This is a genomic window from Citricoccus sp. NPDC079358 (assembly GCF_040702545.1).
Taxonomy (GTDB): domain Bacteria; phylum Actinomycetota; class Actinomycetes; order Actinomycetales; family Micrococcaceae; genus Citricoccus.
This window is the reverse complement of sequence record NZ_JBFBLI010000003.1, coordinates 199,942-223,271: the sequence shown is the minus strand read 5'-3', so window position 1 is coordinate 223,271 and position 23,330 is coordinate 199,942. Positions and strand designations below refer to the sequence as shown.

Here is a 23,330-nt window from a genome sequence, read left to right as displayed (position 1 = left end):
GAAAGAGCACCCCATGACACCCTCAGCGCCGGCCCTGACCACCGGCTACCTCGGTATCCTGCAGTTCCACCCGGCACCCCACTGGGTCCCGGAGTCGGTCCGCCCGGAGATCGAGCTGATCGCCACTCTCCCGGTGGACGAGGACACGTTCCGCCCCTCGATCGTGGTCACGGTCAACCCTTTCGAAGGCAGCATCCGCGAGTTCAGCGTCAAGGCCCTGACGGGGCTGACCTCCACCCTCCGGGCCTGCCGGATCGTCGACGTCGGCGGCTGGGAGCGCCGGCCCGAGGACCGGCCACAGGAGCATCTGGGCGTCGAGACGGACACCTCCCTGCAGTCCCGTCGCATCGAGTACCTCCACCGCGCGGACAACGGCCGGCTGGTCTCCGGCGTGGACCACCTGGTGCTGATGGACGGTTGGGCGGTCCAGATATCGACCACCTGCGCGGTCCAGGACCGGCTCTTCCTCACCGCGGACCTGGAGGCGATGGCCCGCAGCGTGGAGCTCGCGCCGGGCGGTATGGCCCCGCCCTCGGCACCGGTCACGGCCGAACCCGGGTATGACGCCACTGCCTCGGCCGCCTACGACCTCCCCGTCGAGGACCTCACGCCGTGGCAACGCCCCGACGGCATGGACCGCGGAGGCGACTGGCTGACACCGGCGGCGGTCGAGCGGCTCCAGGAGCTCGGGGCCGCCGGCCACGGACGCCTCGGGTGGCCGGGGCATGACGTGTCGGCGGCTGAGCTCGAGGCCACGGGGCTGGCGGAGGACGGCCGCCTGACCGAGGTCGGAGACCTCCTCTCCGCCACCCTGCTGGAGTCGGCGTTCCGCCTGCGCCTGACGGGTACCGCCGGGGGCGGTGACCACCTCGTCCAGGTGTTCGGCCTCTCCGATGTGGCCCTCATGGTCTCGCAGCCGGGCTTCGGCGAACGGATCCTCGGCGGGCCATGGGAGGCTCCCGGGCCCGAGCACCTGCACGTGGGCATGGTCCCGCTTTCCGAGCTCTCGGCTCGGCTGCTCGCGTGGGCGGGGGCCGCCCCTGCGTGGAACCTCCTGCCCACCCCGGCTCTGATCACGCCCGCGGCCTACGACGCCCGGCTGGCAGGGCCGACGCCACCGCCCGCCGGGGCCGACCCCGCCCTGACGGCCCTGTGGGACCAGCCGTGGTGGGTCTGGCGGATCGAGGCCGATGCGGACGGTGCCGAGGGCTTCCCCGAGACGACGGTGCTCACCACCCCTCAGCGCGGCACATACCGGGTCGGTCTGGTCCCCGACCCGGCCACGGGGCAGGACCGGGTACTGCTCTGGCCGGTGGAGAGCTCGTTCCTGCTGGCCCTGGTGGAAGACCTCATCCAGGCGGCCCATTTCGGGCGGGCGCCCCAGCTGAGCTGAGGGCGCAGTGGGGTTGAGCGCTCAGGGTGCCTTCTCCGCGTAGTCGCGCAGCGACTCGAGCTGTCCGGCGTCCGCGTCGGCGAGCGCGGCGGCCAGGCCGAGCGCCTCCTCGCGCAGTTCCTCCGCCGCTCGCACGGCGATGCGCAGGTGCACCCGGGTGGCGCCGGCGTCGGGCAGCAGGAGGTAGCCGTATTCCACGCGGACGTCCGCGTCATCGGCACCGGAGACCATGGTCAGCCCGTGCCCGGGTTCATAGGTGGCCAGCGTGTACTGGCGCTGATGGCCGCCGGTCGCATAGGCGAGCTCCTGGCCCGGCCCGGCCGGCCCGTTGACGTGCATCTCCTCGACATCGGGGAGCCACGCCGGCGCGGCGGCCCAGTCCGTGAGCAGCTCCCACACCCTCGGAGCAGGCAGGTGGACCACGATGTCGTCTTCGAGGGCCGCGATGGTCAACATGATCCGATCCTCGCCCCTGGACGCCCTCGGTGTTAAGGGGTGAAACGCCGCTAGGTTCCACTGCGTCCAGACCGCGCCTGCCTATGGTGGTGCCAGTCACATTCGCCCAGGGGCCTCCCAGCGCCACCACCGCACCGTAACGCGCCGGCCCCGCACCATCAGGAGCCATCGGCATGTCCAGCACCCCGGGAACCACCGAAACGCCGCCTCGCAAGGAAGGAACCCCGCTCTCCCGCGCCATGCGCCCCGTCAACCACGTGGTGGAACGGTTCATCCCGTCCGCCCTCGTCTTCTCGATCGTCCTGACTTTCGTCGTCGCGATCCTCGCGTTGATCCTGACCGGCACCGGCCCCGGCGACCTCGTGGTCCACTGGGGCGACGGTCTGGCCGGGCTGCTCGACTTCATCACCCAGATGGCCCTGATCCTGCTGCTCGGGCACATCCTGGCCAACACCGGACCGGTCCGGCGCGTGCTGGCCTTCCTGGGCTCGGTCCCCCGCACGGAGCTCGCCGCCTACGTGTTCGTCTTCGCCGTGGCCGCCGTGGCCAGCCTCATCACCTGGGGGCTGGGCCTGGTGGTCGGGGGCCTGCTGGCCCGGGAGGTCGCCTACCAGGGGCGCGAGCGCGGCCTGAAGCTGCACTTCCCCATGTTGGTGGCCGCCGGGTTCGCCGGCTTCGTGGTCTGGCACATGGGCTATTCGGCCTCCGGCCCCCTGACCGCCGCCACCGAGGGATCCTTCCTCATGGACTCCCTGGGCGGACAGCCCGTGCCGATCAGTGAGACCGTGTTCTCCTCCTGGAACATGATCGCCGCCGTGGTGACGATCCTCGTGGTGGCCCTGGCCCTGTTCCTGGTGGCCCCGCGCCGCGGTGACAAGATCGTGGAGCTGGCGAAGGACGCGCGCGAGCAGGCCGATGACGGCCAGGAGGAGATCGTGACCCCGGCCGATCGCGTGGATGCCAGCCGCCTGCCGACCCTGCTGCTGGGCCTGATGCTGGTGGCCTACCTGGTGCTGCACTTCGTCCAGGGCGGCACGCTCACCCTGGACACCGTGAACTGGTCCTTCCTCGCCCTGATCCTGCTGCTGGTGCGCAATCCCTTCGAGCTGATCCACCTGACCAAGAACGCCGCGTCCAATGTGGGGGAGATCCTGCTGCAGTTCCCCCTCTATGCGGGCATCCTGGGCATGATGACCGAGTCTGGCCTGGTGCAGATCCTCTCCGACGCCTTCGTGGCCATCTCCAACCCCACGACGTTCGGCGTGCTGGCCTTCCTGTCCGCCGGCCTGGTGAACTTCTTCGTTCCCTCCGGCGGCGGGCAGTTCGCGGTGCAGGGGCCCATCATGCTCGGCGCCGGCGCCGATCTCGGCGTGGACCCCGCGATCACCATCATGGCCGTGTCCTACGGCGATCAGTGGACGAACATGATCCAGCCGTTCTGGGCCATCCCCCTGCTGGCGATCGCCGGGCTGAAGATGCGGGACATCCTCGGCTACACGACCGTGGTGCTCATCGCCTCCGGACTCGTGTTCGCCGGGACGCTGCTGATCGTCTCCCTCTGACGCCACATGCGTCAGCAGACTCCGTGCCCAGCCATGCGGCGCGGCCGGTCACTCCGCGCCCAACCGCCCGCCGGACTCCTCGAGATAGCAGACCCCGCACAGGGACTCGTAGGTGACCTCCACGCCGTCGATCGCCACCTGGTCGCCCTCGAAGACGAAGCGTTCGCGCCGGGGCTCGCGCGCTCCGGCCACCGGGCCGGCGTCGTGCCCCGCCACCGTGTCCACCACTTTGCGGGTGTTGAAGATGGCCTTGCGCCCGCACCGGCAGATGGTCTTGAGCTCCTCGAGGGAGTGGGCCAGCTCCATGAGCCGGGCCGAGCCGGGGAAGGAGGCTGTTCGGAAGTCGGTGCGGATGCCGTAGGCCATCACGGGAACCCCCTCGAGCACGGCGATCCGCAGCAGGTCGTCCACCTGGGCGGGCTCGAGGAACTGGGCCTCGTCCACGAGCAGGCAGGCGACGGGCTTGACCTCGCCGTCCAGGTGCGTGAGGAGGGCGGTGGGGTCGTCCCGGCGGGCCTCCTGGCGGAACAGCGCCATGAGATCGGCCCCGGGCGGGATCAGGAAGTCGGCATTCCGGGTGACGCCCAGTCGGGAGACGATCTGGTCCTCGCCCTTCGAGTCCACCTGGGGCTTGGCCAGCAGTACCCGCTGCCCGCGTTCCTCGTAGTTGAACGCCGCCTGGAGCAATCCGGTCGACTTTCCGGAGTTCATCGCCCCGTAGCGGAAGTAGAGCTTGGCCACGATCGAGAAGTCTAGTGCTGGTCCGGTGCGCTACTTGATCGAGTTCGGGTGCTTCGACAGCGGAGTGACCTTGATGTCCATGTAGGGGTACATGGGGAAACCGCTGAGGACGGTGTGCAGCTCGTCGTTGTCCGCCACGTCATAGACGGAGTAGTTGGCGTATTCGCCCACCACGCGCCAGATGTCCCGCATCCTGCCCTCGCGCTGCAGGTTGCCGGAGTACTCCTTCTCCTTGACCTGGAAATCCGCCTTGGTCTCCTCGGTCATCGACTCGGGGAAGGTCACGTCCATCCGTGCCAGAAACAGCATCGTCACTCCTTCGTTCGGCGCATCATGCGGTGGCTGCGCTGGGGCTGAGATCGCCGAGGGCGTTCGGCCGTTGTCACTATAGACGGCCCGTGGTGAGCCCGGCGGGTCAGCCCTGAGGCAAGACGAACCCGGGTCGCCGCACGGTGACCCGGGTTCCCGCGTCTCCGGGGATCCCGTCGGCATCGAGCGGGAGCCCGACGACGGCGTCGCCCCGTTCCAGCGCAACCAGCAGCGTGGGTGCCCCGCCGGGATGGCCGAGGGCGATGTGGCGGGGCCAGCTCCCGCCGCACGGCACCTCGGCGACCAGTTCCGGGGTGCCGGCGCGGCGGATCACGCCGATGGTGTCCCGGCCACGATTGGCCACATAGATGAGCGCACCATCCGGGGAGAGCACCAGGTGTGAGGGCAGGTTGTCCTGGGCGGACCCGGGATCCTGGTCCTGAGCGTGGGTGGGCACGATGGCGACCTCGTGGAATCCCTCGGGCGTGGCGTCCAGGTCCAGCACGTGCAGCCGTGAGTCCAGTTCGCCGACCACGGCCAGGTGCCGTCCCTCGATCCCGGCTTCCGGCAACGGGGGCAACAGTGCGAGGTGGCGGGGACCGGTGCCGGCGGGCAGGAGGTGTACCCGTGACGGCGTGCAGTCACTCGCCACCAGACCCTGAGTTTCATCCGGGACGGCTTCCGCCCCGTTCCGGACGATGTCCTGGACGGAGTACTCGAGGACGCGGTCGGCGCCCAGGTCCGTGACGAGCAGGCGGTCGTCGTCCAGGAACAGCACGAAGTGCAGGTGCGGGGCCTCCTGGCGGGAGGCCACCGGCCCGGACCCGTCCGGAGCCTGGACCGCCACTGGCAGCCCCAGCAGGCCGCCCTCGAGCACGGGGGCCACGGTCAGGGTGCCCGAGTCGTAGGAGGCCGCGGCCAGCCAGGTGCCGGCGGGGTTCAGGTCTGCGTGGCACGTGTTCACGCCACCGGTGGGCAGGCGCTGGGAGGTCACCCAGCCGACGTCGTTGCCGGAACCGGAGGCGTCCATGGAGTTCACCTCCGCAGCTACCTCCGCGCGCGCAGGGGACGGGGACAGGACGGCGATCTCACCCTCTGGCATGTGCAGGGCGGCATACAGCCTGCCCTCCGACGGCGTGCCAGCAAGGCCCCGGACCAACCACGAGGGAGCGTCCGGGCCGCCACCGGCCACCGCCTCCACGGGGTCCGGCCAGCCGGTCGTGCGCACGAGTCCGCCGGCGTTGGCGAGCACGGGGGCATCGGCCCCCGGGGTGTTGAAGGTGCCCACGAGGACGGCGTCGGCCCCGGCGGGACCATCGCTGCCGCCTGCGCCGACGGCGGGGTTCGGCCTCATCGCTCAGCCCCGGGAGATCTGTTCTGGGGCCGTGGGATCGGCGTCCGCCAGGAAGGCCTCGATGCGGTGGACCTCTTCGCCCTCCCCGATGGCGGCCGCGGCCTGGCCGAGCAGGTAGAGCGAGCGGAGGAAACCGCGGTTCGGCTCGTGGGAGTAGGGCACCGGGCCGGCACCCCGCCACCCCGCCCCGCGCAGCGAATCCAGGCCACGGTGGTAGCCCACCCGGGCGAACGCGTAGGCATCGATGGTGCGCCCCTCGGCCCAGGCGTCCTCGGCCATCAGGGCCCAGGCGAGGGAGGACGTGGGGAACCGGATGGCGATGTCCTCCGGCAGGTCGCCCGCCTCGATCCGCGCCAGGACCTCCGGTTCCTCCGGAAGCTGCGTGGGGGCGGGCTGCATGAGGTTCTTGCCGACGATCGACGCGTCAGAGGACATGGTGCTCCTTGGTTCGGCTGGCTCCGGAGGCGGGCGGCACCGGTACTGGCGCGGTGGCCCGCGCCGGAGGAGGACGGGGACACCTCCGACCCTACCCGTGGAACCCCGCCGGGGCCGTGGGCCGGGTCACCCACGACGAACACCGATTCCGGCGACGCCCGTTGGCTAGGATGCCACCATGCGCACCCCCCACCGCCGTCTCCCCTGGTCAGTCGCGGGCCTCGGCCTCGCCGTGGCATTGGCGGCCTCCGCCTGCGGATCACCCGAGTCCTCTGACTCCGGCGCAGGCGGGACCGCGGCCGCCGGAGAACAGCAGGCGGGCCCGCTGCGCATCAGCGCCATTCCGGACATGGACCCCTCCGACCTCGCTGAGCGTGAGAAGGCGATGGCCGCCTATCTCGCCGAGGAGCTGGGCGTGGAGGTGGAGTACGTCCCCGTCAGTGACTATGCCGCCTCCGTCAGCCTGTTCGGCACCGGGGACCTCGACCTGGTCTTCTACGGGGGCCTGACCGGCGTCCAGGCACGGTTGCGCACCGAGGGGGCTGAGGTGCTGGCCCAGCGGGACATCGACGAGCGCTTCCGCAGCGTCTTCATCGCCCATCGCGACGCCGGCCTCGCACCGGTCGAGGACGTGGCCGGTTTGGCGGAGCTCGCGGACACGCGGTTCACCTTCGGTAGCGAGTCCTCCACCTCCGGGCGCCTCATGCCGTCCTACTTCCTGGACCAGGCCGGCGTGGATCCGGCGGCCGACCTCGAGGGTGAGCCCGGCTTCTCCGGATCCCACGACCTCACCATCGACTTGGTCGAGTCCGGCAGCTACGAGGCCGGCGCCCTCAACGAACAGGTGTGGCGCTCCCGGACCGAGTCCGGAACGGTGGACACCGAGGCGGTCCAGGAGATCTTCACGACCCCGGAGTACGCCGACTACCACTGGATCGGCTCCCCCGCCCTGGACGAGCGGCTCGGCGACGGCTTCACCGCGGACCTCCGCCAGGCTCTGCTCGACCTCGACGGCTCAGACCCGGAGGAGGAGTCACTCCTCGAGGCCTACGGGGCGGAGTCGATCATCCCGGCGGACGCGTCCGACCATGAACGGATCGAGGAGATCGGCCGCACGCTCGGCCTGATCCGATGACGCATGACTGACCCGAGCGCGGAGCCGACCCCCGCCGTGGCCCTGCAGGACCTCACGGTCTCCTACGGGGGTCGCGGGGGCCACGAGAGCCGATCCGCTCTGGACGGGATCACCCTCCGGATCCAGCCCGGCGAACGGGTGGCCCTGGTGGGGCCCAGCGGAGCGGGAAAGTCCACCCTGCTGGGGCTGTGCAACGGCACCGTCACCCCGGCCTCCGGCCAGGTCCAGGTCCTGGGCACGGACCCCGCCCGGGCCTCGGCCCGGGAGTTGAGGGCCTGGCGGAGCAGGATCGGCTCCGTGCACCAGCAGCTCAACCTGGTGGGTCCGCTGCGGGTGGTGCACAACGTCAACGCCGGGCACCTGGGCAGCTGGGGGCGGGGGCGGGCCCTGCGCTCCCTGATCCGCCCCCTGCAGGTGGGCCAGGCCCGCGTGGCCCTGGACCGGGTGGGGATCGCCGGCCACCTGTACCAGCGCACCGACCGGCTCTCCGGCGGCCAGCAGCAACGGGTGGCGCTGGCCCGGGTCCTGGTGCAGGACCCCGATCTCGTCCTCGCCGACGAACCGGTCTCCAGCCTGGACCCCGCCCGCGCCGACGAGGTGATGGGCCTGCTCTGCGGGGTACTCAGCCACGACCGGCCGCGCCGGACCCTCGTGGTGAGCCTGCACGACTTCGACCTCGCCGTGCGGCACTGCGACCGGGTGGTGGGACTGCGCCAGGGCCGCGTGGTCCTCGATCTGCCCGCGGCCGAGGTGGATGCGCACGCCCGGCAGCGCCTCTACGCGTTGGAACCCGACCGATGAGCCCCAGCGGATTGACGGTCCTGACCCGGCTGGAGGGGTCCGGCCGGCACCCCGGCCAGCGCTTCGATCGGCCCGCCCGGCGCCCCCGGTGGCGATTGCCCGGCGGGGGACGGATGTGGATGGCCGCCTGGGTGCTCGTCCTGATCTGGTCCGTGGGCAGTTGGCTGGCCGAGGACGGCCCGGTGGTCAATACCCGGGGCTGGCCGATGTTCGCCGAGTTCTTCGCCGCGGCGCTCACCCCGGACCTCTCGCCGGACTTCCTGGCCCGCATCGGCGAGGCGACCCTGACCACGCTCTCCATCGCGATCCTGGGGACGCTGCTGGCCGTGGCCGGGGGCCTGGTGGTCGGCGTGCTCATCTCGGAGACCTGGTGGGCGGCCGGCTCACGTCCCCGTGGCCGGCCGTCGAGTCACCGCGCAGGCCGCACCGCCCGCCGGGCCGGCTGGTTGGTCACCCGGCTCGGCCTGGCGCTGCCGCGGGGCATCCACGAGGCCGTCTGGGCCCTGCTGCTGCTCAGCGTGCTGGGCCGGGACCCCCTGGTGGGCGTGCTGGCGATCGCGATCCCGTTCGGGGCCATCACGGCCAAGGTCTACGCCGAGATCATCGACGAGTCGGCCCGCGGCCCCTTCGAGGCGTTGCGGGCCTCCGGTGCCCGGCGGGGGACCGCACTGCTCTATGCCGTGGCGCCGATCGCCCTGCCGGACCTGGCCTCCTATGCCTTCTACCGGTTCGAGTGCGCCGTCCGCTCCGCCGTGATCCTCGGCATGGTGGGTGCCGGCGGCCTCGGCTTCGAATTGATCCTGAGCTTCTCGGGATCCCGTCACGGTGAGGTCTGGACGCTGATCTTCACCCTGGTGCTGCTGGGAGCCGTGGTGGACCGCTGGGGCTCGGGCCTCCGGCGTGCTGGCGGACGACGGTGGCGCACCGGAGGGACGGTGCTGGTCACGGCCGTCCTCGCCATCGCCGCGCTCGTGCACCTGGGGCCGGACCTGTCCCGGGTGTTCTCGGCTCGGACCGCCGGCCTGCTCGCCGGTCTGGTGGATGGCCTGCTGCCCCCGGCCCTGCCCGACGGCGGGTGGCCCCGGCTGCTGGAGGATGCGCTCGAGACGCTGCAGATGTCCCTCGTGGCCGGGTCCATCGCCGGCCTGGCGGCCGTGGGCGTGGCCTTCGTGGCGGCCCGGAGCAGGGGCGCCGATGTCAGCCATGCTCGGCGACTGGCCGGGGTGGCGGCCCGGTGGCTGCTGCTGTTCACCCGGTCCCTGCCTCCACCGGTCTGGGCTCTGCTGGCCCTGTTCCTGTTCCTGCCCGGGCCTTTGCCCGGGGCCCTGGCGTTGGCCGCCTACAACTTCGGGATCCTGGGCCGGCTCTGCGCCGAAGTGGTGGAGAACCTCGACCGGCGGCCCCATGACCACCTCATCGCGGCCGGAGCCCCGCCGCTCAGTGCCTTCGCCTACGGGATCGTTCCCCCGGCCGGAGGACGGTTCCTGTCCTACGGGCTGTACCGCTGGGAGGTGGCCATGCGGGAGACCGTCGTCGTCGGCGTCGTGGGGGCCGGCGGCCTGGGGCGGCTCCTGGAGGACCAGCGGGTCGGATTCGACTACGGCGGCATGACCGGGACCATCCTGGCCCTGGTGGTGCTCTCAGCCCTGGTGGACCTGATCAGCAGCGCCGTGCGGCGCACCCTGCGCTGACCGGGTCAGCTCACTCGTCCCCGAGACCCAGCTCCTTGGCCTTGCGCTCCCACGCGTCATGCTCGTTGTCCCGCACCTCGCGCTTCTCCACGCGAGCCTCGAGGCGGTCGATGCGGCGCTCGACCTCGGGCTTGACCTGACCCGACTCCAGGGCCTCGATGCGCTTCTTGAGGCCTTCGAGCTCCTTCGGGTCGGACTCTTGATCCGAGCCCGGAATGGCCTTGCCGGTCACCATGCTGAACACCATCAGGCCGCCCCAGACGAGGATGGCGATGATGGCGATCCATGCGAACCAGGGCATGGGTTTCTCCTTCTCGAGGACGGCGGCCGGGGTGCCCGTGACGGGACGCGCCCGGCCGGCGTCGTGATGGGTTATCCGATGGACTGACCGGCGGAGCCGAGCTCCTGGCAGGCCTGCCCCACGCGTGTGGCCATGGCCTCCTCGGCCTTGGCACCCCAGGTGCGCGGGTCGTAGAGCTTCTTGTTGCCGACCTCACCGTCGACCTTCAGGACGCCGTCGTAGTTCTGGAACATGTGCGTCACCACGGGGCGGGTGAAGGCGTACTGGGTGTCCGTGTCCACGTTCATCTTGATGACGCCGTAGGACACCGCGTCCGAGATCTCCTGCTGGGAGGAGCCGGAGCCGCCGTGGAAGACCAGGTCGAAGGGGCGGTCCTGGCCGATGCTGGCGCCGACCTCCCGCTGGATCTCGTCCAGGATCTCCGGGCGCAGCTTGACGTTGCCCGGCTTGTACACGCCATGGACGTTGCCGAAGGTCAGGGCCGTGATGTAGCGGCCGTTCTCCCCGGCGCCGAGGGCCTCGATGGTGGCCAGGCCGTCCGCCACGGAGGTGTAGAGCTTGTCATTGATCTCCTGCGCCACACCGTCCTCCTCGCCGCCGACCACACCGATCTCCACCTCGAGGATCTGCCGGTTGGCGTGGGTGCGGGCCAGCAGCTCGCGGCCGATGCGCAGGTTCTCCTCGAGCGTCTCGGCGGAGCCGTCCCACATGTGCGAGTTGAAGAACGGATCACGGCCGGCCTTGACCTCGGCCTCGGAGGCGTCCAGCAGCGGCATGACGAAGCCGTCCAGCTTGTCCTTCGGGCAGTGGTCCGTGTGCAGGGCGATGTTGACGTCGTACTGCTTGGCCACCTCGCGGGCGAAGGCCACCATGGCCAGCGACCCGGTGACCATGTCCTTGACGGAGGAGCCGGAGAAGTACGCCGCGCCACCCGTGGAGGCCTGGATGATGCCGTCCGAGCCGGCCTCGGCGAAGCCGCGGATGGCGGCGTTCAGCGTCTGGGAGCTGGTGACGTTGATGGCCGGGTAGGCATAACCGCCGTTCTTGGCGGAGTCGATCATTTCGGCGTACTTGTCCGGTGAGGCGATGGGCATTGCGGCTCCTTGACATCGAGAGGTATCGGGTGACCTGTCCATGGCCCATCCTAGTCAACCGAGCTCGTCCACCGAGGCCGCAGGGCCACCGTGGGCTGCACCCCCGTCCGTGAGCACGGCCGGTCAGGCTCCACGCCCCGTCAGGGGTGCTGGCCGAAGACGTGCTGGCGGATCCACGCGTGCATGGCGATGCCGGCGGCGGAGGCGGCGTTGATGGACCGGGTGGATCCGTACTGCGCGATGGACAGCGTGGCCTCGGCCACCCCATGGACCTCCTCGGAGAGTCCCGGCCCCTCCTGCCCGAATACCAGCACGCACCGCTCGGGCAGCGCGAACGTCTCCAGCGGCACAGAGTCCGGGAAGATGTCGATGCCGATCACGGCCAGCCCCTCGGCGGCGGCCCAGGCCGTGAAATCCTCCACGGTGGGGTGATGGTGCACGTGCAGGTAGCGGTCCGTGACCATGGCCCCGCGGCGGTTCCAGCGACGCCGTCCGATGATGTGCACGCCGGCGGCGTTGAAGGCGTTGGCAGTGCGCACCACGGTGCCGATGTTCAGGTCGTGCTGCCAGTTCTCGATCGCCACGTGGAAGGGGTGCCGCTTGGAGTCCAGGTCCGCCACGATCGCCTCGAGCGTCCAGTACCGGTAGGGATCCGCCACATTGCGCCGGTCGCCCTCACGCAGCAGGTCGGGGTCCCACTGCTCCCCCGCGGGCCAGTCGCCCTCCCAGGGGCCCACGCCCACCTCGCGCTCCGGTATCGCTGAGTCCACCCCGCGCACGACGTCGGCGCCCCCGTTCTCCGGCGCGTCCACGCCGGGCACGGGGCCGGGTGCAGGCGACGGCGCCGCCGTGCTGTCCGGCACCGCGGCACCCGAGGTGCCAGGGCCGGCGTCGGGCGTCACTTGAGACGGTCGACGAGCGCCCACGAGGCGAACGCCGAGGCTCCCGCCACGGTCAGGACGGCCGGCCACGGGCCGATCTTCTTCGCGAGCGGGTGGGAGGCTCCGAAGCCGCCGAGGTACAGCGCCGACAGCGCGACGGTGGTGGCAGCACCGCCCTTGGCGGCCCAGGTGCGGCCCGCGTAGGCGCCGGCCGCGGCCAGGACCACGCCGCCGAGCGCGCGGACTCCGGTCTCCCGGGCGGTGAGGTAGCCGCCGACGAGGCCGAGGGCGGCCAGGGGGGCGGTCACAACGGACTCTGCGGGCTTGAACACACCGGTTTCGCTCATGGCACCACGGTAGCCGCTGTCCACGGCGCACAATGGACCCGTGACCATCGTCGACAACGCCATCTACAAGGACGGCCAGCGCATCCTGGCGCCCACCACGCTGCAGGAGACCTTCGAGCAGTGCAAACGGCTCGGCGGGATGGCGTGGGTGGGGCTGTACCGGCCGGACGAGGAGGAGTTGCAGGAGGTGGCACACGAGCTCAACCTGCACGAGCTGGCCGTGGAGGACGCCCTGGTGGGCGGGCAGCGGGCCAAGCTCGAGCGGTATGACAATGACCGCTTCTTCGTGTTGATCCCCGCCCGGTACCTGGACGAGTCGGAGACGGTGGAGTTCGGCGAGCTCAACGTGTTCGTGGGCGACGACTTCGTGGTCACGGTCCGCCATTCGGAGGTCCCGGACCTCTCCCGGGTCCGGCGCCATCTGGAGGAGCAACGGCCGGAATTGCTCTCCGCCGGGACCTCCGCCGTGGTGCACGGGATCCTCGACTCCGTGGTGGACGACTACTTCCCCGTGGCCGAGGGCCTGGAGAACGACATCGCCGAGATCGAGGATGAGATCTTCGCCGGCGACGGCAACGTCTCCCGCCGCATCTACGAGCTCTCCCGCGAGGTGGTGGGTTTCCAGCGGGCCATCCGGTCCCTGCCGCACATGCTCGAGACCCTGATCGAGCACCTGGAGGGGGATCCGGGCAAGGTCGAGGTCCTCCGCAAGCTGCGCGACGTGCACGACCACACCGTGCAGCTCGATGACCGGGTCACCTCCATGCGCACGATGCTCGAACACGCCCTGGAACTGGACTCCACCCTGACCTCAAAAAAGCTCGCCGAGGTCTCCGTGGCGCAGAACGAGCAGGTCAAGCGCATCTCGTCCTGGGCAGCCATCATCTTCGCCCCGCAGCTGGTGGGCTCGATCTACGGCATGAACTTCGACCTCATGCCGGAGCTGCACTGGGTGTGGGGCTACCCGTTCGCCCTGGGGCTGATGCTGGCCGTGGCGTTGACGCTGTTCGTCCTGTTCAAGCGCAACGACTGGCTGTAGCTCACCAGCGGCCGCCCCGACCCGACATCCCGGGTGACGAGCACGCCCGGCGTCGAGACACGCCGGTGCGGTCGACGCGTGTCGTGCTCGTTCAACCGGGGTCAGTCGAGGCCGAGTTCGTCCTTGCCGAAGGCGTACAGGTACCGCACCCCGGCCTCTTCCTCGATGCGTTCGGCGGCGCCGGTGTCCCGGTCCACGATCACGGCCACCGCCTGCACCTGGCCGCCGGCCTGGCGGACTCCCTCGACGGCGGTCAGTGCTGACCCGCCGGTGGTGGAGGTGTCCTCGAGGACGACGACGGGGCGTCCTTCCACCGACGGCCCCTCCACCTGACGGCCCATGCCGTAGGACTTCTGCGCCTTGCGGACCACGAAGGCGTCCAGGGCCCGGCCCTGGCGGCCGGCCTCGTGCAGCATGGCGGTGCCGACCGGGTCCGCGCCCATGGTCAGGCCGCCGACGGCCTGGGCCTCGACGCCGGCCTCGTCCAGCAAACCCAGCATGACCCGTCCCACCAGGGGTGCGGCCTCGTGGTGGAGGGTGATGCGGCGCAGGTCGATGTAGTAATCGGCCTCCTTGCCGGAGGAGAGGGTGACCCGTCCGCGCACCACGGCCAGCTCCTTGATGAGTTCCAGCAGTCGGGCACGGTCCTGGGTCTGAGTCGTCATGGACTCCATCCTAGATTCCCCGGCTCTGGATTCTCCGGCAGCGCACTCCTAGGGTGGTGCCATGAGTGACCCCATTGACCGGGAGGCCCCCTCGGGCAACCCCACCGAACAGATGCTCAGCTACTGGATCAACCTGGTGGACACCCTGCTGACCACGCGCGTCAACGAGTCCCTCGCCGAACACGGGCTCACCCGCGCCCAGTGGCAGCTGATGAACACCCTGACGGCACGGCCCCAGACCACCGAGGAACTCAGCCAGTCGCTGGCGCCCGCGGCGGCGACCACCGAGGAGGGACCGCGGACGGTCGAGGAGCACCTCGACGAGCTCGTGGAGTCCGGCTGGCTGGTGGCCGAGGGCGGGATGTACACCCTCACCAGCACGGGACGCACGTCCGGCGAGCGCGTGGCCGCCGTCGTCGAAGAGCTGCGGGCGGAGATCACCGAGGGGCTCGATGACGGGCAGTACCAGAGGGTGGTCCAGGCGCTGAAGACCATGGCCAGGAATCTCGGCTGGGAACATGCCTGAAACATCACTGCGCCTAGGCTGGGCCCATGCGTGAACTGCAACGAGAGATCATCGCCGAAATGGGCGTCAGCCCCGAGATCGATCCGGCCGTCGAGGCGGCCAGACGCGTGGCCTTCCTCCAGGACTATCTCCGGGCCTCCGGCGCCCAGGGGTTCGTCCTCGGCATCTCCGGAGGTCTGGACTCCACCCTGGCCGGCCGGTTGGCGCAGCTGGCGGTCGAGGGGCTGCGGGCCGAGGGCGAGCAGGCCGAGTTCGTGGCGGTCCACCTGCCCTACAACGTGCAGCATGACGAGGACGACGCCCGGGCCGCCCTGGAGTTCATCGGCGCGGACCGCGAGGTCACCTATGACATCGCCGACGCCGTGGACGGATTCAAGGCCGAGTTCGCCACCGCCCTCGGTGAACCGATCTCCGACTTCAACAAGGGCAACGTCAAGGCGCGCGTGCGCATGGTCGCCCAGTATGCGATCGCCGGTGGCCGTGGCCTCCTGGTGATAGGCACGGACCAGGCCGCCGAGTCCGTGACCGGGTTCTTCACCAAGTACGGCGACGGCGGCGCGGACGTCCTGCCGTTGTTCGGCTTGAACAAGCGCCAGAACCGCGCGGTGCTCCAGCACCTCGGCGCGGCCGAGAGGCTCTGGGCCAAGGTGCCCACGGCGGACCTGCTCGACGGCAAGCCGGGTCAGACCGACGAGGCCGAACTCGGCCTGGATTACGACACGATCGACGACTACCTCGAGGGCCGCACCGTCCCGGAGGAGGCCGCCGAGAAGCTGGAATCGATCTACCTGCGCTCCCGGCACAAGCGAACGACGCCGGTCACCATCCTGGACGGGTGGTGGCGCGGCTGACGTTCGCCCGGGCCTAACGTCCCACGGGCACCTTGCGCATGACCAGCCAGGACATCCCGTTGGCGAGGACGGCGATCACGATCAGCAGGCCGGCGATCTTGGCGATGAGGTTCGTCGAGAAGAACGTCACCAGGTCCATCCCGGTGCCCAGCACCAGGGCCAGCGCCCCGAGGATGACCACCAGTAGCCCGGCGATGCCGGCCATCACGCCGTACTGCCCCCACCGCAGGTAGACGGCGGCCAGTCCGGCGCCGACCGAGAGACACGCCAGGGCGATCGCGAAGCTGATCAGCAGGGCCGCCCCCAGGTCACCGTCGCCCAGCGCATAGACATCGAACATGCGCGCCCCCGTGAACCAGTGGCCGGTGGCCTGCTCCAGCAGCAGGAAGATGCCGATCAGCGCCGCCAGGTAGGCGGAGTGCACCACGATCCACAGGGCGGTCCCGGCCCAGTAGTGCCGGCGGGTGGAGCCCATCATGCCGATGGCGAAGGGCATGGTCCGGGCGTAGGCGTAGACACCGATCGTCACGATCAAGCCCGGCCAGGACCACAGGGCGGCCTGGTTGTAGCGGAAGCCCTCGGTCAGCTCGTCGGCCGTGGCCGGCGTCAGGGCCGCCAGCAATAGGAAGATGACCACGCACACGGCGGCCACGGAGGCCAGCATGATGATCGGCACCCAGATCATCTGCAGTCGGTCCACGAAGTGCAGCCGGACGATGCGCAGGGCGGGATTCATCCCGTGATGGGCGGAGGCGGCCGGTGCGGATCCGGCTTGGGTCAGGGTTGCGGTGCTCATCGTGACTCCTTCGGGGTTCCGGCGGTCTCGTCCACGGTGTCGGTCGGCCTCGAGCCGATCGCGGCCACCAGGTCCTGGAGCCCGACTGGACCGATCTCCAGGTGTTGCTCGGCCGCGGCGGCGGCCAGGCCGGCGTCGGGCTGCCCGGCCAGGGTGACGGAGGACAGGCCGCCGATCCGGCGGGAGTGCAGGACGCTCCTGCCCTCCGTGAGCTGCCCGACGGCGGCCGCCGGGCCGGAGAGGGAGAAGGCGGCGCTGCGCGCCGAGTCCGCGTCGGCGTCCATGAGGATCCGGCCGTCGTCGATCACCAGGACCTTCTCCAGCAGGTCCGCAGCCTCATCGATGAGGTGGGTGGACATCACGATGGTGCGGGGGTACTCCAGGTAGTCCTGCAACATCACGTCGTAGAACAACTGGCGGGCCGTGGCGTCCAGGCCGAGGTAGGGCTCGTCGAAGAACGTCAACGGGGCTCGGGAGGCGAGGCCGACGACGATCGCCACCGAGGACAACTGCCCGCGGGAGAGCTTCTGGATCTTGGTCTCCACCGGGAGCCGGAACATCCTCACCAGCCGTTCGGCGAAGTCCTGGTCCCAGCTCTCGAAGAACCAGGGGGCGGACTTCAGCACGTGCCCGGCCTTGAAGGACTCCGGGTACTTCTGGTTCTCCCGGGCGAAGCACAGGTGGGAGGCCGTCTCGATGTCCTCGAAGGGTTCTCGGCCCATCACCGAGACGTCCCCCTGGGTGGCCCGGTCCTGTCCGGAGAGGATGGACAGGGCGGTGGTCTTGCCGGCGCCGTTGCGTCCGAGCAGGCCGCAGATGGAGTTGGCGGGGATGTCGAAGTCGAGGCCGTGCAGAATCTCCTTGCGGCCGAAGGACTTCCGCAGCCCGCGCACGCTGATCACCGCCTCGGGGTTGATCGGCCGCCCGGCCGGCAGCGGCCTGGCCTCGTGGCTCAGGGCGCCGGCGGCATGGCCGGTGCCGGTGCTGCTGCCGGAAGCGGACTCGGCCCCGAAGGGCGCGGCGGCCGCAGTGCCGGACGAGGTGCCGGATGGGGCGTCGCGTGCGGTGTGGTTGATGCCGCCGGGAGCGGTCTCGGGAACGGTGTTGGGAGTGACGTGCATGATTCCCCCTACAGGGATGATCGGGTGGTGTCTGCGGTGGTCGTGAGATCGGCGGCGGTACTGCGGATCATCTCGGACAGGTCCTCCGGGGTGATCTCCAACCGGGCCGCCTCGGTGAGCAACGGGTGGATGTACTGCCGGGTGAAGGCCTCGCGGCGGGAGCTCAGCAGCTTCTGCCGGGCACCGGGCACCACGAACATGCCGATGCCCCGTTTCTTGTAGAGGATCCCCGTGTCCACCAGCAGGTTGATCCCCTTGTTGGCGGTGGCCGGATTGATCCGGAGGAACGCGGAGAACTCGGTGGTGGAGGGCACCTGCGTTTCCTCCGGGTAGGTTCCGTCCACGATCCCCTGCTCGATCCGGAGCGCCAGTTGGCGGAAGATCGGCTGCGTGGCGTCCATCTCCATGCGGCGCTCCATTCCTGGGGGTCAGAGCCGGGAGGCTCGATCGGCCCGGTCCGTTGGTTCATTACTTGTGTAACTAACCTAGCAACCTGCCCTCACCCTGTCCACCCCCGCTTTCAGTCGAGTTCGGGTGGGTGTTCGACGCGAACACCCACCCGAACTCGACTGAAAATCTCCGGCCTCCGGTTCGTTAGGCTGGCCAAGTGAAGATCGCGACCTGGAATGTGAACTCCCTCCGTGCCCGAGCCGACCGCGTCGAGTCCTGGCTCGAACGCACCGACGTGGATGTCCTGGCCATCCAGGAGACCAAGTGCAAGGACGAGAACTTCCCCTGGGAGCTCTTCGAGCGCATGGACTACGAGGTGGCCCACTTCGGCTTCTCCCAGTGGAACGGTGTGGCCATCGCCTCCCGCGTGGGCCTGACAGACGTCGAACGGACCTTCGCGGGCCAGCCCGCCTTCGGCAAGGGCGGCCTGGACCCCGTCCAGGAAGCCCGGGCCATCGCCGCGACCGTGGGCACCGGGGCGGACGCGGTGCGACTGTGGTCCCTCTACGTCCCCAACGGCCGAGCCCTCGATGACGAGCACATGCCCTACAAACTGCAGTGGCTCCACGTGCTCAAAGAGCAGGCAGCCGCGGATCTCGCCGCCGACCCGAACCTGCGCCTGGCCCTGACCGGCGACTGGAACATCGCCCCGCAGGACGAGGATGTCTGGGACATCCAGTTCTTCCGGGACCAGGGCCTGACCCACGTGTCCGCACCGGAGCGCGCCGCCTTCCACGCCTTCGAGAAGGCCGGGTTCCAGGACGTCGTCCGCCCGCGCCACCCGGGCCCCGGGGTCTACACCTACTGGGACTACACGCAGTTGCGCTTCCCCAAGAAGGAGGGCATGCGCATCGACTTCGTCCTGGCCTCACCGGCTCTCGCCGGCTCCGTCACGGACGCCTGGATCGACCGTGAGGAGCGCAAGGGCAAGGGCGCCTCGGACCACGCCCCCGTGGTGGTGGACCTCGGCCCCTGAGCCGGAACATCATGGAGTACCAGTCCGAGCTGCGCGTCTACCAGCCCCTCGCGGCCTTTCCCGACGCCGTCCAGGCCGAGTACCAGCGCGCCAGCCGCCGCACGCGCGCGGCTGCCGAGCAGGAGGCCGCCCTCCGGGCACAACGCCGGCTGCTGCGCGACGTCACCGACCCGTTCCCGCACGGTCGCGATCTGGTCCGCGTGCTGCGGGTCCCCGTGGCAGACGGCGAGGCCCCGGTCTCCGAGTACTTCTGCCCGGACGAAATGGCCCTGCGGAGCGAACTGGCGGCCGAGCAGCTGGCTGACTCGATGCGCCCGCAGATCTTCACCCTGCTCGTCCCAGAAGCGGCCCGGCAGGCCAACATCGAGCGGCTGGCGGAGCACCTGGAGTTCGAGGACTCCGAGGCCCTGCACCAGGTCCACACCCGCACCGCGGTGTGGGGCGTGCCCGCCGGATGGTTCGCCCTGGTCCACGAGGACGACGAGGTGACCGTGATCGGGGACCCGGACTCCCCCGAGTCCGTGCGCCGCACCGTGCCGCTGGAACTGGCCCTGGAGCGGGGCCGGCACGCCGCCGTCGTGCTCTCCCTGCACGCCCCGGACATGGACCTGCTGAACGACTTGACCATCCTGGTGTCCTGGCTGGAGTCCTTCCACCCAGACTCCCGCGTGGAGCTGGACTACGGCGGGCTGGCCCGGCTCGTGTGGCCGGACGACTCCCCCTTCGATGTCCGCACCGCGATCGAGGCCCTGGAGGACGGCGAGACCGAGGCCGCCGTGATCGCGAACCACCGGATGGTGCGCCGCTGGCTGCCGGTGCGGCAGCTGGGGCGCGCAAGCTGAGCCATGGCGCGCTGACCGGCGGTTCACATGGGGAGTTCTCCCCATCGCACCGGACTTGTGAACGCGGTGTAATGGTGGGCGGGAGAATCGAGGCCGACCGCGGCCCGGGCCACCACCACAGGGGAGGACTTCGCAGTGGGATTCAGTGACTACGAGATCAGCGCGGATCCCGCGCGCGCGATCGTAGAGTCGGCACGCGGCCGCTTCCAGGACCTCGACGGCATGGAGAACAAGCTCGAGGCCACCGGCGATGCCGTGGCGTCGGCGGCGGACGAGGACAAGATCACCAAGGCGCTGAAGGACTCCTATACGAACTTCCAGCGTCCCTTCGTGGTGACCATGATCAGCACCGCGGACAGCATCTTCTCCACGACGGACAACGTCATCAACATCTATGACAACGCGGACTCCTCCATGGCGGACGATGCGAAGGCCACGGCTGTCGAGGACATGGTCTACGAGGCCACCAAGTACGACAACGTCCCGGATTACAGCGCCACCGACTCCACTGGCGACCAAGGCAAAGAGGAGACTTCCTGGTGACCACGGCCCTAGGACCCACTCATGCCGGCATCATGTTCACGTCCTTCCTTCCGGACCCGCTGCCGGACGGCGAGGCCGTTAAGGCGGCAGCCAAGGAGTACACCACACACGGGACCACGATGGACGATGCCTATGTCGAGACCAACACCACGTGGGGCACCCTGCCCGAGAATTTCCAGATCCCCGAACCGGACATGGCGACCACCCTCACAGCCCTGCGAGACATGGTGGAGCCTCTCGGCGCTGCCGTCGTGGACGGCATCGATGACATCAAGTCCGCCATGGACGCGTATGGCGACTCGATCGTCGGGTTCGCCTCCACGCACCAGAGGCTCAAGGAGCGGGTGGACGAGTACAACGCGCTCCCCGCCACCGAGTACACCGCGTCGCAGAAGTCCGTGGCCATCGAGGACGGCGAGTGGCTGCCGACCACGAGGACCGAGACCCGCCGCGCCGTCCTCGAGACGGACCTCATCCAGGCCCAGGAGGAGTACGAGGGCTACATCGACACCTGTGTCTCGGCCATCGAGGCGGCCACGCCGTCGGTGGTCAAGGACCAACCTGCGAACGTCACCGCGAACATCAAGCTCATCCAGAAATCCTATGAGCTCGCCGCCACCTGGTCCGAGCGTGGCGCGGCCTTCCGCGGCGCCGGCCAGGGCCGCATGCGGTTCATATGGCGTGCCGATGTCAACACCCTCTCCGATTTCGTCAAGGACGGCGTCCCCGGCTGGAAGGCCGTGCACACGGAGGGAACCTGGCTCAACAATGCCCCCGGGTGGTTCAAGAACAGGATTCCTGACCCCGCGAACTTCACGGACCTGAATGCCGTCAAGGCCATGGACAGCTGGTATGAGTCCGGCATCACCAAGATGTCCCACGCCTCCGATCGGTTCAGAGGCATGCTGATGGCATCCATGCCCGCTCCGGTCTTCAACCAGCTGGACAAGCTGAAGAACAGCCGCGCTGGGAAGTTCCTCAGTCTGAACTCGGTCAAGAAGGTCAACGGCAAGTGGAAGGTCGAGGTCAACGTCGGCGGCAAGCGCTCCTACCTGGTCCCGGAGAAGATCCGATCCCAGATGGGCAAGTTCGACAAGGCCAACGACTTCTTCAAAAAGGTCGGGGACAATCCGGTCGTCAAGAACGGCGGGAAGGTCCTCGGCGCCCTGGACATGGGGGCCACCTACTACGAGTCCTACGGCAACAACTACAACGAGGCATTGCGGGAGAACCCGAATGGCTCTCCCGATGCGGTCCGCAACGAGGCGATCGCCTCGACGGCCATCGAGGGCACGGCTGAGAACGCCGGCAAGGTCGTCGGCGGCGTGGTCGGCCGTGCTGCCGGTGCCGCCGTGGGCCAGGCACTGATTCCCATTCCCGGAGTGGGTGCGGCCGTCGGAGGTTTCGTCGGCGGCGTCGTCGGCGACTACGTTGGGGGCAAGGTTGGGGCTGCCGCTGGCGAATTCATCAATGACTGGCGTCAGGGCGGAGCCGACAAGGCATTCGGGGACGCCGGGAAAGCGATCGGTGATGCGGGCACGGCCGCAGTTGATGGCGTCAAGGACGTCGCGTCGAGTATCGGCAAGAAGTTGTTCGGCTGGTGAGCCGAAACGGAAAGGTCCAATCCTTGAGCACTGTCACCATCACCGGTCGTACCGACCGGGCACAGATGACCATCCCGGAGCACTGGAGCGCCGAGGACATCCGGGACGAGATCGAGCTGCTGTCCGTCCTGAAGGGTAAGGACGGGGTCTTCGCCCCCAACCTCGTGGTCACTCTCAACGCCCACGACGGGTCGATGGCGGAGTTTCTGTCCTCGGCTGTGGGGAACATTTCCCAGACCCTGACCGAGGTCCGCTTCATCGACATCACCCTATGGAATCCCGGAGGCGCCCTGCCCGGGCAGACCCCTGCACTGGACGGCCGGGCCGTGACGTATACCCACGTCTCCCCCGCGTCCGGAGAGGTCCTCCGCACTACGGACTGGCTCTTCATCGAGAACGGGCTGGCCGTACAGGCCACGGGAACCACGGCGGCCCCGGACTGGATGGCCCTCGGTCCCGAGCTGGAGCAGATCGCTTCCTCGCTGGTGCTGGCCGAGGACGCCGGCACCGCCGGTGCCCCGGTCCGCACGGAGTTGCCCGAGGGCGCCCTGGACGAGCTGGCGAGCGGAGAATTGGGAGCTCCGGTGGAATCCATCAGCGGCATCGGCCGGACCCAGACCTTCGATTACGCCGGCGCCTGGGTCCACGCCTCGGCGATCGCCCTCTTGGACGAGATGGCCGAGGGACTCAGGATCGGACGGATCAACGCCGATTCCTACCGGGACCAACTGGCCGAGCTGGAGAGCGCCGGACTGGCCCAGGGCACCAAGCTGACGGACACCGGCGAGTACGCGCGCCTGCACCTCGATGAGCCGGACGCCTCGTTCCGGATCAGCGCCGCCGGGTCGGGTGGCGCGATGTACTACCAGGCCTGGCTATACGGCCCCACGGCCCTGGTCACCGCAGGAACCGGATATCACACCCAGGTCGGACTCCAGGCTGACGAGGCACCGTCGCGGGACCACGTCAACGTCCGGATCTTCCCGATCACCGAGTTGGCACGGGAGATGGCCTCCTGGCTCGGCGTGGGCCCGGCCTGGCCGCTGCCGGCGCTGCCCGCAGGCCTACCCGCGGAACGCTTCGAGCAGCGCTGGGCCGGCAATACCGAGATCCCTGGGACCGCGAATCCTGTCCTGGCCGCCCTCTGGGAGCAGGACTGGTTCACCTGGGAACTCTCGGCCCAGGGGCCGGAGGGTGAGATCGATCCGGTCGCCTACCTCAACGGAGGCCCCTTGGGGCACTACCGCCTCGGGTCCGAGGACGGGCGCACGTGGCTGATGCCCACCCCGTCGGTCTACCTGTACGACCAGTTGGACGACCTGATCGCCGCTACCATCTACGGCCGACCCGCCCGGCTTCGCTGACACGTTCCACGGACCGTTTCGCAGCCCATTACTCTCAGGGCATAGCCTGACTG

The 23,330-nt window shown here is 69.6% G+C and carries 26 protein-coding genes; 13 read left to right on the top strand and 13 right to left on the bottom strand.

Features of this window, described 5'->3' with window-relative positions; all coding sequences use genetic code 11:
- The first annotated feature begins 13 nt into the window (after nucleotides 1-13).
- Complete coding sequence (locus AB0333_RS05750; protein ID WP_366217739.1) at nucleotides 14-1,393, top strand: hypothetical protein; 1,380 nt, start codon at nucleotides 14-16, stop codon at nucleotides 1,391-1,393.
- Nucleotides 1,394-1,414: 21 nt separating this feature from the next.
- Here the strand turns inward: AB0333_RS05750 and AB0333_RS05745 are convergent, their stop codons facing one another.
- Nucleotides 1,415-1,849, bottom strand: coding sequence for an SRPBCC family protein (locus AB0333_RS05745; RefSeq protein WP_366217738.1), 435 nt, complete (start codon nucleotides 1,847-1,849; stop codon nucleotides 1,415-1,417).
- A 239-nt stretch (nucleotides 1,850-2,088) separates the two neighbouring features.
- Here AB0333_RS05745 and AB0333_RS05740 point away from each other — a divergent pair, with 239 nt between their 5' ends.
- On the top strand, nucleotides 2,089-3,411 hold the full coding sequence (locus tag AB0333_RS05740) for a TIGR00366 family protein (RefSeq protein ID WP_366217833.1): 1,323 nt from the start codon (nucleotides 2,089-2,091) through the stop codon (nucleotides 3,409-3,411).
- Between the two features lie 48 nt (nucleotides 3,412-3,459).
- On the opposite strand, the gene AB0333_RS05735 is transcribed toward AB0333_RS05740, so the two are convergent.
- The 4 genes from AB0333_RS05735 to AB0333_RS05720 form a co-directional block, all read right to left on the bottom strand.
- On the bottom strand, nucleotides 3,460-4,152 hold the full coding sequence (locus AB0333_RS05735; RefSeq protein ID WP_366217737.1) for a thymidine kinase: 693 nt from the start codon (nucleotides 4,150-4,152) through the stop codon (nucleotides 3,460-3,462).
- A 30-nt stretch (nucleotides 4,153-4,182) separates the two neighbouring features.
- The gene (gene catC, locus AB0333_RS05730; protein ID WP_366217736.1) at nucleotides 4,183-4,461 is read right to left on the bottom strand and encodes a muconolactone Delta-isomerase; all 279 of its coding nucleotides are present in this window, start codon (nucleotides 4,459-4,461) and stop codon (nucleotides 4,183-4,185) included.
- Nucleotides 4,462-4,567: 106 nt separating this feature from the next.
- Nucleotides 4,568-5,815, bottom strand: coding sequence for a beta-propeller fold lactonase family protein (locus AB0333_RS05725; RefSeq protein ID WP_366217735.1), 1,248 nt, complete (start codon nucleotides 5,813-5,815; stop codon nucleotides 4,568-4,570).
- Between the two features lie 3 nt (nucleotides 5,816-5,818).
- Nucleotides 5,819-6,250 (bottom strand): DUF3151 domain-containing protein, encoded by a 432-nt coding sequence (locus AB0333_RS05720; RefSeq protein WP_366217734.1) that lies wholly within the window; start codon nucleotides 6,248-6,250, stop codon nucleotides 5,819-5,821.
- A 178-nt stretch (nucleotides 6,251-6,428) separates the two neighbouring features.
- Between AB0333_RS05720 and AB0333_RS05715 the strand changes: the two genes are divergently transcribed.
- From AB0333_RS05715 to AB0333_RS05705, 3 genes are read left to right on the top strand one after another with little or no spacing between them, the layout of a single operon-like run.
- Nucleotides 6,429-7,385 (top strand): putative selenate ABC transporter substrate-binding protein, encoded by a 957-nt coding sequence (locus AB0333_RS05715; RefSeq protein WP_366217733.1) that lies wholly within the window; start codon nucleotides 6,429-6,431, stop codon nucleotides 7,383-7,385.
- Between the two features lie 3 nt (nucleotides 7,386-7,388).
- The gene (locus tag AB0333_RS05710; protein ID WP_366217732.1) at nucleotides 7,389-8,186 is read left to right on the top strand and encodes an ATP-binding cassette domain-containing protein; all 798 of its coding nucleotides are present in this window, start codon (nucleotides 7,389-7,391) and stop codon (nucleotides 8,184-8,186) included.
- Entirely contained in the window at nucleotides 8,183-9,877 is a 1,695-nt protein-coding gene (locus tag AB0333_RS05705; RefSeq protein WP_366217731.1) for an ABC transporter permease subunit, read from the top strand. Before AB0333_RS05710 ends, AB0333_RS05705 begins: the two co-directional genes overlap by 4 nt.
- Nucleotides 9,878-9,887: 10 nt before the next feature.
- Here AB0333_RS05705 and AB0333_RS05700 read toward each other — a convergent pair whose 3' ends face one another.
- The 4 genes from AB0333_RS05700 to AB0333_RS05685 form a co-directional block, all read right to left on the bottom strand.
- Entirely contained in the window at nucleotides 9,888-10,178 is a 291-nt protein-coding gene (locus tag AB0333_RS05700) for a hypothetical protein (RefSeq protein ID WP_366217730.1), read from the bottom strand.
- A 71-nt stretch (nucleotides 10,179-10,249) separates the two neighbouring features.
- Entirely contained in the window at nucleotides 10,250-11,272 is a 1,023-nt protein-coding gene (fbaA, locus tag AB0333_RS05695; RefSeq protein ID WP_366217729.1) for a class II fructose-bisphosphate aldolase, read from the bottom strand.
- A gap of 140 nt (nucleotides 11,273-11,412) precedes the next feature.
- A complete protein-coding gene (locus AB0333_RS05690; RefSeq protein ID WP_366217832.1) occupies nucleotides 11,413-12,051 on the bottom strand; it encodes an RNA methyltransferase in 639 nt (212 codons plus the stop codon).
- A 119-nt stretch (nucleotides 12,052-12,170) separates the two neighbouring features.
- Nucleotides 12,171-12,500 (bottom strand): hypothetical protein, encoded by a 330-nt coding sequence (locus tag AB0333_RS05685; protein WP_366217728.1) that lies wholly within the window; start codon nucleotides 12,498-12,500, stop codon nucleotides 12,171-12,173.
- A gap of 40 nt (nucleotides 12,501-12,540) precedes the next feature.
- Between AB0333_RS05685 and AB0333_RS05680 the strand changes: the two genes are divergently transcribed.
- A complete protein-coding gene (locus tag AB0333_RS05680; protein ID WP_366217727.1) occupies nucleotides 12,541-13,539 on the top strand; it encodes a magnesium and cobalt transport protein CorA in 999 nt (332 codons plus the stop codon).
- A 101-nt stretch (nucleotides 13,540-13,640) separates the two neighbouring features.
- On the opposite strand, the gene pyrE is transcribed toward AB0333_RS05680, so the two are convergent.
- Nucleotides 13,641-14,204, bottom strand: coding sequence for an orotate phosphoribosyltransferase (gene pyrE / locus AB0333_RS05675; protein ID WP_366217726.1), 564 nt, complete (start codon nucleotides 14,202-14,204; stop codon nucleotides 13,641-13,643).
- Nucleotides 14,205-14,265: 61 nt separating this feature from the next.
- Here pyrE and AB0333_RS05670 point away from each other — a divergent pair, with 61 nt between their 5' ends.
- Complete coding sequence (locus AB0333_RS05670) at nucleotides 14,266-14,730, top strand: MarR family winged helix-turn-helix transcriptional regulator (RefSeq protein WP_366217725.1); 465 nt, start codon at nucleotides 14,266-14,268, stop codon at nucleotides 14,728-14,730.
- Between the two features lie 26 nt (nucleotides 14,731-14,756).
- Nucleotides 14,757-15,581: an ammonia-dependent NAD(+) synthetase gene (nadE, locus tag AB0333_RS05665; protein ID WP_366217724.1), complete on the top strand. Its 825-nt coding sequence runs from the start codon at nucleotides 14,757-14,759 to the stop codon at nucleotides 15,579-15,581.
- 13 nt (nucleotides 15,582-15,594) lie between these two features.
- On the opposite strand, the gene AB0333_RS05660 is transcribed toward nadE, so the two are convergent.
- From AB0333_RS05660 to AB0333_RS05650, 3 genes are read right to left on the bottom strand one after another with little or no spacing between them, the layout of a single operon-like run.
- Complete coding sequence (locus tag AB0333_RS05660) at nucleotides 15,595-16,377, bottom strand: hypothetical protein (protein WP_366217723.1); 783 nt, start codon at nucleotides 16,375-16,377, stop codon at nucleotides 15,595-15,597.
- Nucleotides 16,374-17,498, bottom strand: a complete 1,125-nt coding sequence (locus AB0333_RS05655) for an ABC transporter ATP-binding protein (protein WP_366217722.1) — start codon at nucleotides 17,496-17,498, stop codon at nucleotides 16,374-16,376. Before AB0333_RS05655 ends, AB0333_RS05660 begins: the two co-directional genes overlap by 4 nt.
- An 8-nt stretch (nucleotides 17,499-17,506) precedes the next feature.
- Nucleotides 17,507-17,899, bottom strand: coding sequence for a GntR family transcriptional regulator (locus tag AB0333_RS05650; RefSeq protein WP_115933466.1), 393 nt, complete (start codon nucleotides 17,897-17,899; stop codon nucleotides 17,507-17,509).
- 206 nt (nucleotides 17,900-18,105) lie between these two features.
- Between AB0333_RS05650 and AB0333_RS05645 the strand changes: the two genes are divergently transcribed.
- The 5 genes from AB0333_RS05645 to AB0333_RS05625 all read left to right on the top strand — a co-directional run bounded on the left by AB0333_RS05645 (nucleotide 18,106) and on the right by AB0333_RS05625 (nucleotide 23,277).
- Nucleotides 18,106-18,924, top strand: coding sequence for an exodeoxyribonuclease III (locus tag AB0333_RS05645; RefSeq protein WP_115932556.1), 819 nt, complete (start codon nucleotides 18,106-18,108; stop codon nucleotides 18,922-18,924).
- 11 nt (nucleotides 18,925-18,935) lie between these two features.
- Nucleotides 18,936-19,766: a hypothetical protein gene (locus AB0333_RS05640; protein WP_115932555.1), complete on the top strand. Its 831-nt coding sequence runs from the start codon at nucleotides 18,936-18,938 to the stop codon at nucleotides 19,764-19,766.
- A gap of 135 nt (nucleotides 19,767-19,901) precedes the next feature.
- Nucleotides 19,902-20,309, top strand: coding sequence for a hypothetical protein (locus AB0333_RS05635; protein ID WP_115932554.1), 408 nt, complete (start codon nucleotides 19,902-19,904; stop codon nucleotides 20,307-20,309).
- Nucleotides 20,306-21,913, top strand: a complete 1,608-nt coding sequence (locus AB0333_RS05630; RefSeq protein WP_115932553.1) for a hypothetical protein — start codon at nucleotides 20,306-20,308, stop codon at nucleotides 21,911-21,913. The genes AB0333_RS05635 and AB0333_RS05630 overlap by 4 nt, the downstream gene beginning before the upstream one ends.
- A gap of 23 nt (nucleotides 21,914-21,936) precedes the next feature.
- Nucleotides 21,937-23,277: a hypothetical protein gene (locus AB0333_RS05625; protein ID WP_366217721.1), complete on the top strand. Its 1,341-nt coding sequence runs from the start codon at nucleotides 21,937-21,939 to the stop codon at nucleotides 23,275-23,277.
- Nucleotides 23,278-23,330: the final 53 nt, after the last annotated feature.

Excerpts from the sequence above, each read along its gene's own strand:
- AB0333_RS05750 (WP_366217739.1), top strand. The coding sequence starts at position 14 with ATGACACCCTCAGCGCCGGCCCTGACCACCGGCTACCTCGGTATCCTG.
- AB0333_RS05745 (WP_366217738.1), bottom strand. The coding sequence starts at position 1,849 with ATGTTGACCATCGCGGCCCTCGAAGACGACATCGTGGTCCACCTGCCT.
- AB0333_RS05740 (WP_366217833.1), top strand. The coding sequence starts at position 2,089 with ATGCGCCCCGTCAACCACGTGGTGGAACGGTTCATCCCGTCCGCCCTC.
- catC (WP_366217736.1), bottom strand. The coding sequence starts at position 4,461 with ATGCTGTTTCTGGCACGGATGGACGTGACCTTCCCCGAGTCGATGACC.
- AB0333_RS05725 (WP_366217735.1), bottom strand. The coding sequence starts at position 5,815 with ATGAGGCCGAACCCCGCCGTCGGCGCAGGCGGCAGCGATGGTCCCGCC.
- AB0333_RS05720 (WP_366217734.1), bottom strand. The coding sequence starts at position 6,250 with ATGTCCTCTGACGCGTCGATCGTCGGCAAGAACCTCATGCAGCCCGCC.
- AB0333_RS05715 (WP_366217733.1), top strand. The coding sequence starts at position 6,429 with ATGCGCACCCCCCACCGCCGTCTCCCCTGGTCAGTCGCGGGCCTCGGC.
- AB0333_RS05710 (WP_366217732.1), top strand. The coding sequence starts at position 7,389 with ATGACTGACCCGAGCGCGGAGCCGACCCCCGCCGTGGCCCTGCAGGAC.
- AB0333_RS05705 (WP_366217731.1), top strand. The coding sequence starts at position 8,183 with ATGAGCCCCAGCGGATTGACGGTCCTGACCCGGCTGGAGGGGTCCGGC.
- AB0333_RS05700 (WP_366217730.1), bottom strand. The coding sequence starts at position 10,178 with ATGCCCTGGTTCGCATGGATCGCCATCATCGCCATCCTCGTCTGGGGC.
- fbaA (WP_366217729.1), bottom strand. The coding sequence starts at position 11,272 with ATGCCCATCGCCTCACCGGACAAGTACGCCGAAATGATCGACTCCGCC.
- AB0333_RS05685 (WP_366217728.1), bottom strand. The coding sequence starts at position 12,500 with ATGAGCGAAACCGGTGTGTTCAAGCCCGCAGAGTCCGTTGTGACCGCC.
- pyrE (WP_366217726.1), bottom strand. The coding sequence starts at position 14,204 with ATGACGACTCAGACCCAGGACCGTGCCCGACTGCTGGAACTCATCAAG.
- AB0333_RS05670 (WP_366217725.1), top strand. The coding sequence starts at position 14,266 with ATGAGTGACCCCATTGACCGGGAGGCCCCCTCGGGCAACCCCACCGAA.
- nadE (WP_366217724.1), top strand. The coding sequence starts at position 14,757 with ATGCGTGAACTGCAACGAGAGATCATCGCCGAAATGGGCGTCAGCCCC.
- AB0333_RS05660 (WP_366217723.1), bottom strand. The coding sequence starts at position 16,377 with ATGAGCACCGCAACCCTGACCCAAGCCGGATCCGCACCGGCCGCCTCC.
- AB0333_RS05655 (WP_366217722.1), bottom strand. The coding sequence starts at position 17,498 with ATGCACGTCACTCCCAACACCGTTCCCGAGACCGCTCCCGGCGGCATC.
- AB0333_RS05650 (WP_115933466.1), bottom strand. The coding sequence starts at position 17,899 with ATGGACGCCACGCAGCCGATCTTCCGCCAACTGGCGCTCCGGATCGAG.
- AB0333_RS05640 (WP_115932555.1), top strand. The coding sequence starts at position 18,936 with ATGGAGTACCAGTCCGAGCTGCGCGTCTACCAGCCCCTCGCGGCCTTT.